Origin of the sequence: Amycolatopsis bullii, from assembly GCF_014654205.1 — a bacterium.
Classification (GTDB): Bacteria; Actinomycetota; Actinomycetes; order Mycobacteriales; family Pseudonocardiaceae; genus Amycolatopsis; species Amycolatopsis plumensis.
The window spans coordinates 32,727-44,335 of record NZ_BNAW01000053.1 but is presented as its reverse complement, the minus strand read 5'-3'; the positions used below and the strand labels follow the sequence as shown (position 1 = coordinate 44,335).

The window sequence follows — 11,609 nt, the reverse complement described above, 5'->3', positions numbered from 1 at the left end:
TGTGCGTCGCGTGTGAGCGGTCCCCCGCAGCCTTCGGAGGTCGGTTCTACCCATGGAGGCAACAGATGAACATCGGCTGGGTTCGCAGCTGGGGCGCCTCGCCCCAATCCGCGCACGACGGGCTGGGCTCGCTCGACGACCACCCGCCGCTCGCCGGCGTGACGCTCCGCCAGGTGGTGCGGCTCAGCGGCGGCGGGCACCGGGTGCGCGTCCGTTTCACCAACGAGTTCGGGACCGCGCCCGTCACCATCGGCGCGGCGCGGGTGGGCTTCGCCGTGCCCGGCGGCGGGGTGCGGGACGCACGGGTGCTGACGTTCTCCGGTGCCCCGTCCGTCACCGTTCCCGCCGGTGCACCGGTGCCGAGTGATCCGGTGGAGCTGCCCGCGGCGGCGTTGAGCGAGCTGTCCATCAGCCTCTACCTGCCGGAGCGCGTGGAAACCGTGACGTGCCACGACCCCGTGCTCGACACCGGCTGGACGATCCCGGGTGACGCCGTCGCCGCTCCCGCGCTGCCGGGCGACGCGTCGATCCTTCCGGTGCGGGCGCTGCTCTCCGCGGTCGACGTGCTCCCCGACGAGCCCGGCTCGGCCGTCGTCGTGGTCGGCGACTCGCGCACCGACGGCGCCGGGTCCACTCCGGACACCCACCACAGCTGGCCGGAACTGCTGGCCGCGCGCGGCGCCGGCTTCGTCGTCAACCAGGGCATCAGCGGCAACCGGATGCTCAACGACGGCGTCGGGACCTCGGTGCTGGCCCGCTTCGACCGGGACGTGCTGGCGACGCCGGGTCTCGGCTGGGTCGTGGTTTCGGTGGGCGGCAACGACATCGCGATCTCCTGCGCCCCGCGCGACGACGGCCCGCTGGCCGACTTCCTGAAGATGTTCCCCGGCGGACCGATGACGACGGACGACGTCATCGCCGGCTACCGGCAGCTGGTGGCGCGGGCCCGCGAACGCGGGGTGCGGGTCTGCGCCACCACGATCGCGCCCTTCGAAGGCTCGGAGGCCTACACGCCCGAAGCCGAACTCGCCCGTCAGGTGGTGAACGAGTGGATCCGCACCGCCGGCGCGTTCGACGCGGTGCTGGACTTCGACGCCGTCTGGCGCGACCCCCGGCACCCCAGCCGGATCCGGGCGGAGTTCCACTCCGGCGACCACCTGCACGGCAGCGACGCGGGTTACCGGGCATTGGCCGACTCTGTCGACTTGTCGCTTTTCGACTGACCTCGAACCGGCGGCCAACTCCGGAAAACCGGACCGCGGGCGGGGGAACCCGGTCACCATGGCGGGATGGCGTTCACCGAACCCCCGGATCCCGGTCAGGCACGCACGCTGGCCGAGCTCATCGCGCAGCTGCGGCTGCTCAAGGCGTGGGCGGGCGGCCCGTCGTACGCGCAGATCGCCGAGCGGGTCAACCGGCTCTGGACGGCCGCCGGACGGCCGCCCGGGGAGCGGACCGCCCGCACGACCGTCGCCGACTGCTTCAAGGCCGGCCGGGCCCGGCCCAACACCGATCTGCTGCTGGCCGTGGTCGAGGTGCTGCACCCGGACCCGGGTTACGTCGCCGGCTGGCAGGACGTGCTGCGGGCGGTCCGCGGCCGCGCGGAGGCGGCCACCTTCGTGCAGGCCCAGCTCGGCCTGCCGGAGGCGGTCGCGCACTTCACCGGGCGCCGGGCGGAACTCGCGCGGCTGGCCACCGTCCTCGGCGACGGCGCGGGCGGGCGGGTGGCGGCGATCGCGGGCATGGCCGGGGTCGGCAAGACCGGGCTGGCCGTCCAGGCCGGCCACGAGCTCCTGCGCACCGGCCGGTGCGACAACGCGCTCTTCGTGAACCTGCGCGGGTTCCACCCCGATCCCGGCCGCCCGCCGGTGGACCCGGCCGCGGTGCTCGACTCGTTCCTGCGGCTGCTCGGCGTCCCCGGGCACGTCGTCCCCGCCGACCTGGCGGGCAAGACCCGCGTCTACCAGGAGCGCTCGGCCGGGCGGCGCCTGCTGGTCGTCCTCGACAACGCGGGCAGCGAGGACCAGGTCCGGCCCCTGCTGCCCGACGAGCGGGGCGGGCCGGTGCTCGTCACCAGCAGGCTGGCGCTGCCCGGCCTGCCCGGGGCCACGCACGTGCCGCTGGACGTGCTGAGCCCGGACGACGCGCTCGCGTACCTGCGGCACACCGTCGGCGCGGACCGCATCGACCAGGCGCCCGGCGTGGCCCGGCGGATCACCGCGGAACTGGGGCGGCTGCCGCTCGCGCTGAGCCTCGCCGCGTTGTGGATGACCGCGCCCGCCCACCGGTCGTGGCTGCTGGCCGACCACCTGGAGCGGCTCGAGCAGCGGCGCGCGCACCTGCGGCTCGACAACGCCGTGGACGCGTCGATCAGCCTCTCCTACGACCAGCTCGCCGAGCCGCAGCGGCGGGTGCTGCGGCTGCTCGCCCTGCACCCCGGCGCGGATCTGGACGCCTACGGCATCGCCGCGCTCGCCGGCACCGGCCTGGCCGAGGCGACCCGGACCGCGGACCGGCTCGTCGCGACCAGCCTGGTGCGGCGCGGAGAGGCGGGCCGGTTCGAGCTGCACGACCTCATCCGCGCGTTCGGGATGGCACGGGCGCAGGACGAGGACGCGCCCGCCGGCCGCAAGGCGGCGCTGACCCGGCTGCTCGACTACTACACGTTCGCCACCGCCGCCGCGATGGACCAGTACGCGCCACGGATGCGTGCCTACCGGCCGCGCGTCCCCGACCCCGGCCTGCCGATCCCGCCGCTGACCGACCGCGAGCCGGCGACCGCCTGGCTGGACGCCGAACGGGCCAACCTGGTCGGCGCCGGCGTCCAGGGCGTCCCGTCCGGTCACGCGGGTCTGCTGTCCCGGCTGCTGTTCCGGTACCTGCAGACCGGCGGCTACATCAGCGAGGCGCTGGTCCTGCACACGAGCGCGGCGGAGACGGCGGACCCGGCCGTCCGCGGGCACGCACTGGTGAGCCTCGGGGCCACCCACAGCCAGGTCGGCCGCTACGACGTGGCGACGCGGCACGTCGAGGCGGCGCTGGAGTGCTTCCGCGGCGCGGGCGACCGCTCCGGCGAGTGCCGGGCGCTCGGCACGCTGGGCGCGATCGCCTCCTGGAACGCCGATTTCGCGCGGTCGGCGGGATTCCTGCGGGAGGCGCTGGCGCTGGCGCGCGAGCTGGGCGACCGGGCGGGCGAGCGCACCGCGCTGACCAACCTCGGCTTCGTCCACGGACGGCTCGGCTGGTACGCCGAGGCACTGGAGATCCACATGAAGGCGCTGGCCATCGACCAGGAGACCGGCGACCTGTGCGACACCGGCCGCAGCCTGCTCAACATCGGCGACACGCACCTGCGGTCGGGCAGCCACGCGGAGGCGTGCGGCTACTTCCGCCGCGCGACGGCGATCGCCGAGCAGGCGGGCGACCGCGATCTGCACGTGGAGGCGCTGCTGTGCCTCGCGGACGCGTCGCTGGAGCTCGGCCGGACCGACCACGCGCGGACGACGCACGAGTGCGCGCTGGCCATCGCGGTGGAGCTGGGGAGCTTGCACGCGGCCGCGCGGGCGCACACGGGCCTGGCCCGGGCGCTGACCGCGTCGGGAGACCTCGAAGGCGCCCGCCACCACTGGCTCGCGGCCCGGGAGCACCACCGGGAGCTGGGCCTGCCGGAGTCGCCGGAGATCACCGCGGGCCTGGGGTGGTCGCTGGCGGCGGGTGGCTGACGACGATCTGCCGAAATCGGAGCGGATCACCCCGGCGGCAGGTGATTCCGCGGCGAGGGGCGGCTCGGCGGGGCGGCGTCCGGGTTCGTCCGGGATTGCTGCCCGGAGACGCCGCCGACCGCAATGCTCGCAGCCGGCGCGGGATGGCGGAAACGCTCCCGCTCCTCGGACACATCCACCGTCGAAGGGAGAAATCATGGGGCGCCTGATCGACCGCGTGCTCAACCGGATCGTGCCCACCGCCAAGGCCTCCGCCTGCAGTGGCGGCTACTTCTGCAACGCACAGGGCCACCCCGGCTACTGGTACCGCTTCTGCTGCCCGCAGACCGGGTGCGAGTGGTCCAAGGTCCGCAGCAGCTGCTGAGCCACCCCGGTGAGCGTGCCGGGTGGTGTCCGCTTCCCTCCCCGCGGACACCACCCGGTGTGGAGGGAGTGACATGGAGTACCTCCGGGCCTTCGGCGCGGCGCTGATCGCCGTGGTGTTCGCCGCCTCGTCCCTTTCGAAGCTGCGGGACTTCCGCGGGTTCGCGCGTTCGGTGCCCGCTCTGGTGCCGATGCCCGCGAAGTGGGTCGTGCCGGTGTCGGTGGCCGTCGTGGTCACCGAACTCGCCTCCGCCGTCCTCGTCCTGGTCACCGCGATCGCCGGGTTCGTCCTCGCCTCGGCGTTGCTGCTGGCCTTCACCGCCGCCATCGCCGCTTCGCTGCGACGCGGGCGGCGTGCCCCCTGCCGTTGCTTCGGCGCGGCCGAAACCCCGATCGGCCCGCGTCACCTGGTCCGCAACACCCTGCTGATCTGCTTCGCCGTCCTCGGCGCGCTCGCGCCGGAGCAGCTGCCGCCCGTCGCCGGGGCCGCCGTGGCCTTCGCGGCCGGGGTCGTGGTGGCCGTGCTGGTCGTCGCCATGGACGACATCGCCGTCGTGTTCGCAAGGAGTTCCTGATGCCCTACGTCGTCGCCACCCTGGTGCTGCTGGGCCTGATGTGCCTGCTGAACCTGCTCTTGACCATCGGGATCCTCCGCCGGATGCGGGACCAGCCCGCCGCGAGGCCCGAACCGCCCTTCGCGCTGCGGCCCGGTTCGGCCGTCGGCGAGTTCGCCGTCACCACGATCGACGGCGAGCCGCTCACCCTGGCCGCCCTGAACGGCACGGTGGCGTTCTTCTCCGCCGGCTGCGACGCCTGCCACGAAACCCTGCCGGACTTCCTCGCCTACGCCCGCGCGCAGGGCCGTGACAACGTCTTCGCCGTCTTCGGGGGCGACGAGCCGGACACCGTGCGCGCGCTCGCCGAAGTGGCCCACGTGGTGACGGCGGAGCTCGACGGCGGCCCGGTCGCCGCCGCGTTCCGCAACACCTGGACGCCCGCGCTGTACGTCGTCGACGGCGGGCGGGTGGTCGCGACCGCCGGGCGGGTGCACGAGCTGCCCGTGCCCGCCGCCCGGTGACCGTGCGCCAGACCGACCGGCGGATCGGCGCGAACCAGGTGCGGGCGGCGGCCGCGGCCGCCGCCCGGCTGCTGTGGCGGTCCGGCCCGGCGCGGCTGCTGGGCCTGCTGGTCATGACCGCGGCCGCGGCGACGGCGCCGATCGCCACCGCCTGGCTGACCAAGCTCGTCCTCGACCGCCTCGTCGAGCGCACCGGCGCGGTCGGCGGCCTCGCCGTGGCGCTGGTGCTGACCGGGCTCGCCGTCGCCGCGCTGCCCGTGGTCGCCCACTACGTCCGCGCGCAGATCGGCCGCGCGGCGAGCACGGTCGCCACCGACGGGCTGTTCGAGGCGCTGGGCCGCCAGATCGGGTTGCGCACCTTCGAAAACCCCGCCTACCAGGACCGGCTGCGGCTGGCCCAGGAAAGCTGCGGCCGGATGCCGGAGATCGTCGACGGCGTCGGCGGCACGCTCAGCGGAACGCTTTCGCTCGTCGGGTTCCTCGGCTCGCTGCTCGTGCTGAGCCCGGCGATGACCGGGGTCGTGCTGGCCGCCGCGATCCCCGCGCTGCTGGCCGAACTGCTGCTGGCCCGGCGCCGCGCCGCGGTGGAATGGCGCATCGAGCGGTTCGCCCGGCGGGAGTTCTTCTACAGCCAGCTGCTCACCGGCATCCCCGCCGCCACCGAGATCCGGTTGTTCGGCATCGGGGCGTTCCTGCGCGCCCGGCTGATGGACGAGCGCCGGAGCGCCAACGAAGCCCAGCGCCGGATGGACGAACGCGAGCTGTGGACCATGGGCGGGCTGACGGCGCTGAGCGCCGCCGTCGCCGGGGTGGGTCTGTGGTGGGCCATCACGTCGGCGCGCGACGGATCGCTCAGCGCCGGCGACGTCTCGATGTTCGTGGCCGCCGTCGCCGGGGTCCAGGCGGCGCTGGGCACGCTGGCGTCGTCGATCGCCAACGGCCAGGCCCGGCTGCTGTCGTTCGCGCACTACGTCGCCGTGGTCGACGCCGAACCCGACCTGCCGAGCGGGACCCGCGACACGGTTCCCCCGCTGCGGCAGGGGCTCGAGCTGCGGGACGTCTGGTTCCGGTACAGCGACGACCACCCGTGGGTGCTGCGCGGGGTCGACCTCACCATCCCGCACGGCACGGCGGTCGCCTTGGTCGGTCTCAACGGCGCGGGCAAGAGCACGCTCGTGAAGCTGTTGTGCCGCATGTACGACCCGACGCGCGGCCGGATCCTCTGGGACGGCGTCGACCTGCGTGACCTGCCGCCCGCTGTGCTGCGCAACCGGATCAGCGCGGTCTTCCAGGACCACATGAACTACGACATGACCGCGGCCGAGAACATCGGGCTCGGCGAGCTGTCCGCCATGGCCGACCGCGACCGGCTGGTGGAAGCGGCGAAACGCGCGGGTGCGCACGAGCGGATCGCCGCCCTGCCCGAGGGGTACGACACGCCGCTCACCCGCATCTTCGAGATCGGCACCTCGGCGGGCGTGGTGCTGTCCGGCGGCCAGTGGCAGCGGCTGGCGCTGGCTCGTTCGCTCGTCCGGGAGGGCCGGGACCTGATGATCCTCGACGAGCCGAGCTCCGGACTCGACCCGGAGGCCGAGCAGGAGGTGCACGCGCGCATCCGCGAGCACCGGCAGGGCCGGACGAGCCTGCTCATCTCGCACCGGCTGAGCGCGGTGCGCGACGCCGACCACATCGCCGTCCTCGAGGGCGGCCGGGTCACCGAGCTGGGCACGCACGAAAGCCTGCTCGCCGCCGACGGCGGTTACGCGCGCCTGTTCCGCCTGCAGGCCGACGGATACCAGGCGGTGCCGTGAAGGGAACGGTGTTCTTCGGGCTGCTGGCCGTGGGCTTCGCCGTCCTCCGCCGCCGGCTGATCATGACCACAGTGGACGGTCACAGCATGGAGCCGGCGTTGTCCTCCGGCGACCGGGTCCTGGTGCGCCGGACCCGCCGCGCGCGCCGCGGCCAGGTGGCCCTGCTGCGCTTCCCGCCGCTGCCGAGCGGCGCGCCGACGGGGGACCAGCTGCTGCTCAAACGCGTGGTGGCGGTGGCGGGCGACCGCATCCCGCCGGACTGGGCCGACCCGGACGCGCACGGCCTCGGCGGCGAAGTGGTGCCCGGCGGCTGCACCGTGGTCCTGGGCGACAACCGGCCGAGCAGCTGGGATTCGCGGCATTACGGGTTCGTGCCGCGGGAGCGGGTGGTCGGCGTGGTGGTGCGGCATGTTCCCGGTGTCTCTTGAGCCCGTACGAACAGTCGCATGTGGACATACCTGATCGAGTGATGACGCGTGTTCGAATCCCGGTAACCTCGAGGTATGACCAACAACGCGATTTCCTCTTCCTTCGCAGCGGTGTTCGCCGGCCGGATCGGTGAGTCGGCCGCGCGCACGTGCTCTGCCGAAAGCCCGGCGCAACCACCTCCGCGAACCCTGGCCGGCGGCCCACCTATCGGCGGCCGGGGAGCCGGACCGTGACGACCAGGCCGCCGGCCGCGCGGGGCTCCAGCTCCAGCATCCCGTCGTGGGCCCGGACGATGCTGTGCACGATCGCCAGCCCGAGGCCGACGCCGTCGTGCCCGTCGGTGCGGGTGCGCCCGGTCCCGCGCTGGAACGGCTCGGTCAGGATCGGCAGCAGCTCCGGCGGCAGCGGCCGTCCGGTGTTCTCGACCCGCAGCGCGCTCGCGTAGCGCCGCCGTTCGGTGTGGACGGTGACCGTGCCGCCCGGGAGGTTGTGCACGATCGCGTTCTGGACGAGGTTCGTCACCATGCGCAGGAGCAGTGCGGCGGAGCCGGTCGCGTGCACCGGCTCCCCGGTGACGTCGAGCGTGATCCGGCGCTCTTCGGCCAGCGGCAGCAGCGTTTCGGCGGCTTCTTCGGCCACGAGGGAGAGGTCCACGGGCTCGCGGGTGAAGTGCCGCCGGTCGCTGCGGCTGAGCAGGAGGAGGGCTTCGGTGAGGTCGATCGCCCGCGTGTTCACCGTGCGGAGCCGTTCGACGAGCTCGTCGCGGGGGTAGGCCGGGTCCTGGCCGGCGACGTCGAGGATGGCCTGCGAAATCGCCAGCGGGGTCCGCAGTTCGTGCGAGGCGTTCGCGGCGAACCGCTGCTGCTCGCCGACCTGGGATTCGAGGCGTTCGAGCATCGTGTCGAAGACGTCGGCGAGCTCGCGGAACTCGTCGGAGGGGCCGGTCAGGCGGATGCGGTGGGAGAGCGAGCCGTGCGCGGCGAGCCGGGCGGCGTCCGTGATCCGGGTGAGCGGGGCGAGCATCCGGCCGGCCAGGAGCCAGCCGCCCAGCATGCCGAACACCAGCAGGAAACCGAGTGCAGTGGCCGCGGAGGGAGCGAACATGCGGGTGAGGAGGTAGCGGTTCGGGGCGATCCCGAGCAGGCCCTGGTCGTTGTCGGGCACGTACCGCAGCAGGGACATCTGCACGACGGCGAGCAGGACAGCGCCGGCGAGCAGGAGGAACGCGGCGTAGCTGATGGTCAGTTTCAGCCGGGCGCTGAGCCCGGGGCGCCTGTTCACGCCGAAAAGCGTAGGCAGCGCGGGTTATCGCGGGCATATGCTCGTTCGCCGTGATCACCCCGGAGAACAGCCCCGTCCCCGATCTCGGCCCCGCGCCGCAGCGGATCACCGTCGACGCCGAAACCGTGTGCCGGATGGTCGGCGAGCAGTTCCCGCAGTGGGCCGGGCTTCCGGTCCGGCCCGTGGCGCACGGTGGCTGGGACAACTTCACCTTCCACGTCGGCGGCGAACTGGTGGCGCGGCTGCCCAGCGCGGCCGAATACGCGTTGGCGGTCGCCAAGGAACAGCGCTGGCTCCCGGTGCTCGCTCCCCGGCTGCCGCTGCCCGTTCCGGTCCCGCTGGCCGCCGGGAAACCGGGTGCGGGCTATCCCTTTCCGTGGTCGATCCAGCCGTGGCTCGACGGCCGGCCCGCGAGCCGGGACGAGATCGCCGATCCCGTCCGCTTCGCCGTCGACCTGGCCGGGTTCCTGGCCGCCCTGCAGGAGGTCGAGGCCGCCGACGGGCCGCAGCCGGGAAAGCACAACTGGTTCCGGGGCGCCACCCTGCGCACCTACGAGCCGTCGGCCGAGCGCGCGCTCGCGGCGCTGGACGGCCGGATCGACGCCGGGTTGGCCCGCGACATCTGGGCGACCGCCCTGGCCGCGCGCTGGGACGGCCGGGACGCCTGGTTCCACGGCGACGTGGCCGCCGGGAACCTGCTGCTTGACGACGGCGAGCTGACCGCCGTCATCGACTTCGGGACCTGCGGTGTCGGCGACCCGTCCTGCGACACGGCCATCGCCTGGACGCTGCTGACCGCCGACGGACGGCGGGCGTTCCGCGAACGCCTGGCCGTCGACGACGGCACCTGGGCGCGCGGCCGTGGCTGGGCGCTCTGGAAAACGCTCGTGTCCGCGGCCCAGACCGATGACGAAGACGCGCATCGCGTCCTCGGCGGAATCTTCGCCGAATACCGCACCGGCCGTTAATCCTTTGGTCGCCGACCGCGTCCTCGGCTACGGTCGGGCCCCTCGGATCGATTCGCGAAGGGGGCAGCATGCGCCAGTTCCGCAACACCGCCGGATTCCCAGCCAACGTTGCGGCACCTGGAGCCCTTCTTGCCCGAAACCTCCCTCAACATCGGGATTCTCGCCCACGTCGACGCCGGTAAGACCAGCCTGACCGAGCGGCTGCTGTTCGACACCGGCGCGGTCGGTGCGCTCGGCCGCGTCGACGACGGCAACACCCAGACCGACACCCTCGACATCGAACGGCGTCGCGGCATCACGATCAGCACCGGCGTGGTCTCCTTCCGGGCCGGTGGCCGCACGGTCAACGTCATCGACACGCCGGGACACGCCGATTTCGTCGCCGAGGTCGAACGGGCGCTCGGCGTGCTCGACGGCGTCGTGCTGGTGGTCTCCGGGCCCGCCGGCGTCCAGGCGAGCACCCGGATCCTGTGGCGCATCCTGCGCCGGCTGCGCGTGCCCACACTGGTGTTCGTCAACAAGCTCGACCAGCCCGGCGTCGATCCGGCCGGGGTGCTCGACGACCTGCGGAAGAAGCTGTCCCCCGCGATGGTGCCCGCCGGTGAGGCCGCCCGTAGCCAGGTGGCCGCCGGCGAGGCGTACCCGGTGTTCTTCGGCTCGGCCATGACCGGCGCGGGGGTGCCCGAACTCGTCAGCGGGATCGTGGACTTCCTGCCCGCACCCGAGCCGGGCTCCGAGCTCCGCGCGACCGTCTTCAAGATCGAACGCGGCCGCGGCGGCGACCGGATCGCCTACGCCCGCCTGCACGGCGGGACGCTGCGGGTGCGTGACCGCGTGGACCTCTTCCGGCGGAACGCAGACGGCTCGGTCGAGCGAAGCCGGCGACGGGTCACGGCGATGACGCTCGCGGGCGCCAAAGTCACTTGCGCGGGCGCGGGCGATCTGGTCCGGCTCTCGGGCCTCGGTGACGTCCGCGTCGACGATCGGCTCGGGTCTCCGGACGGCCTGGCGGACGCCGGGTTGTTCCCGCCACCCGGGCTCGTTTCGGTCGTCACCGCGCGGAGCGGCGAGGAAATCCGGCTGCACCAGGCGTTGCGGGAGCTGTGCGACCAGGACCCGTTGCTGGGCCTGCGGACCGACCGCGGTGCGTTGTCGGTGCGGACGTACGGCGAAGTCCAGATCGAGGTCCTCCTCGAGCGGCTGCGCGAGGACTTCGGGCTCGTCGCCCGGTTCGCGCCGCCGGCACCGGTCCACATCGAAAGGCCCGTCGGCGTCGGGGAAGCGGTCCAGTTCCTGGACCGGCTCGGCCCGGCCGACCCGGTCGCCACGGTCGGGCTGCGGGTCGCGCCGGGCGAGACCGGCAGCGGCGTCCGCTACGAGCTGGCCGTCGAACGCGGCTCGCTCCCGCGGGCCTTCCACACCGCCATCGAGCAAACGGTGTACCGCACGGCGGGGTGCGGCCCGCACGGCTGGGAGGTCACCGACTGCGTCGTCACGCTGACCCACTCGGGGTTCCAGCCGCCGGTCAGCACGGCCGGTGATTTTCGCGAAGCCACCGCGCGCCTGCTTTCGCTGGCGTTCGCGCGGGCGCGGACCCGCGTGTACGAGCCGGTGGACCGGTTCGACCTCGAAGTGCCCGAACACGTCGTCGGTGCCGCGGTGGTCGTGCTGGCCCAGCTCGAGGCCGTGTGCGAGCCACCGGTGGTCGATGGCGGGCTCGCCCGGCTGAGCGGGACGCTGCCGGCGGCCGCGACAGCGGCTTTCCGGCGCCGGTTGCCGGCCCTCGGGCAGGGCGAAGCGGTCTTCGCGGCCGAGCCCGGCGGCTACCGGCCGTGGCGGCCGTAGGGCCTCCGCCCGGAGGAGACGCCTGCGTTCGATGGGGGAACGCGCCCGACGCTGTTCGGCCCCTTTGTCAGCGTTGGTGATTGACAACCCGGGGCCCGGCAGCGACGGTGTG

General features: G+C 73.7%; 10 protein-coding genes. 9 read left to right on the top strand and 1 reads right to left on the bottom strand.

The window, feature by feature from the left end; all coding sequences use genetic code 11:
- Nucleotides 1-65: 65 nt before the first annotated feature.
- The 7 genes from IE317_RS37450 to IE317_RS37420 all read left to right on the top strand — a co-directional run bounded on the left by IE317_RS37450 (nucleotide 66) and on the right by IE317_RS37420 (nucleotide 7,402).
- A complete protein-coding gene (locus IE317_RS37450) occupies nucleotides 66-1,223 on the top strand; it encodes an SGNH/GDSL hydrolase family protein (protein ID WP_191316102.1) in 1,158 nt (385 codons plus the stop codon).
- A 66-nt stretch (nucleotides 1,224-1,289) separates the two neighbouring features.
- A complete protein-coding gene (locus IE317_RS37445; protein WP_191316101.1) occupies nucleotides 1,290-3,722 on the top strand; it encodes a tetratricopeptide repeat protein in 2,433 nt (810 codons plus the stop codon).
- Nucleotides 3,723-3,918: 196 nt separating this feature from the next.
- On the top strand, nucleotides 3,919-4,086 hold the full coding sequence (locus tag IE317_RS37440) for a hypothetical protein (RefSeq protein ID WP_191316100.1): 168 nt from the start codon (nucleotides 3,919-3,921) through the stop codon (nucleotides 4,084-4,086).
- Nucleotides 4,087-4,159: 73 nt separating this feature from the next.
- Nucleotides 4,160-4,660, top strand: a complete 501-nt coding sequence (locus tag IE317_RS37435) for a MauE/DoxX family redox-associated membrane protein (RefSeq protein WP_191316099.1) — start codon at nucleotides 4,160-4,162, stop codon at nucleotides 4,658-4,660.
- Entirely contained in the window at nucleotides 4,660-5,163 is a 504-nt protein-coding gene (locus IE317_RS37430) for a TlpA disulfide reductase family protein (protein WP_191316098.1), read from the top strand. Before IE317_RS37435 ends, IE317_RS37430 begins: the two co-directional genes overlap by 1 nt.
- Entirely contained in the window at nucleotides 5,160-6,974 is a 1,815-nt protein-coding gene (locus tag IE317_RS37425) for an ABC transporter ATP-binding protein (protein WP_191316097.1), read from the top strand. The genes IE317_RS37430 and IE317_RS37425 overlap by 4 nt, the downstream gene beginning before the upstream one ends.
- Nucleotides 6,971-7,402 carry a S26 family signal peptidase gene (locus tag IE317_RS37420; protein ID WP_191316096.1) on the top strand — a complete coding sequence of 144 codons (432 nt, stop codon included), beginning with the start codon at nucleotides 6,971-6,973 and terminating at the stop codon, nucleotides 7,400-7,402. Before IE317_RS37425 ends, IE317_RS37420 begins: the two co-directional genes overlap by 4 nt.
- A 205-nt stretch (nucleotides 7,403-7,607) precedes the next feature.
- Here IE317_RS37420 and IE317_RS37415 read toward each other — a convergent pair whose 3' ends face one another.
- A complete protein-coding gene (locus tag IE317_RS37415; protein ID WP_191316095.1) occupies nucleotides 7,608-8,684 on the bottom strand; it encodes a sensor histidine kinase in 1,077 nt (358 codons plus the stop codon).
- Between the two features lie 134 nt (nucleotides 8,685-8,818).
- Between IE317_RS37415 and IE317_RS37410 the strand changes: the two genes are divergently transcribed.
- Together IE317_RS37410 and IE317_RS37405 are read left to right on the top strand one after the other, a co-directional pair.
- Nucleotides 8,819-9,652 (top strand): aminoglycoside phosphotransferase family protein, encoded by an 834-nt coding sequence (locus tag IE317_RS37410; protein ID WP_191316122.1) that lies wholly within the window; start codon nucleotides 8,819-8,821, stop codon nucleotides 9,650-9,652.
- 129 nt (nucleotides 9,653-9,781) lie between these two features.
- Nucleotides 9,782-11,497, top strand: a complete 1,716-nt coding sequence (locus tag IE317_RS37405) for a GTP-binding protein (RefSeq protein WP_191316094.1) — start codon at nucleotides 9,782-9,784, stop codon at nucleotides 11,495-11,497.
- The last annotated feature ends 112 nt before the right edge of the window (nucleotides 11,498-11,609 follow it).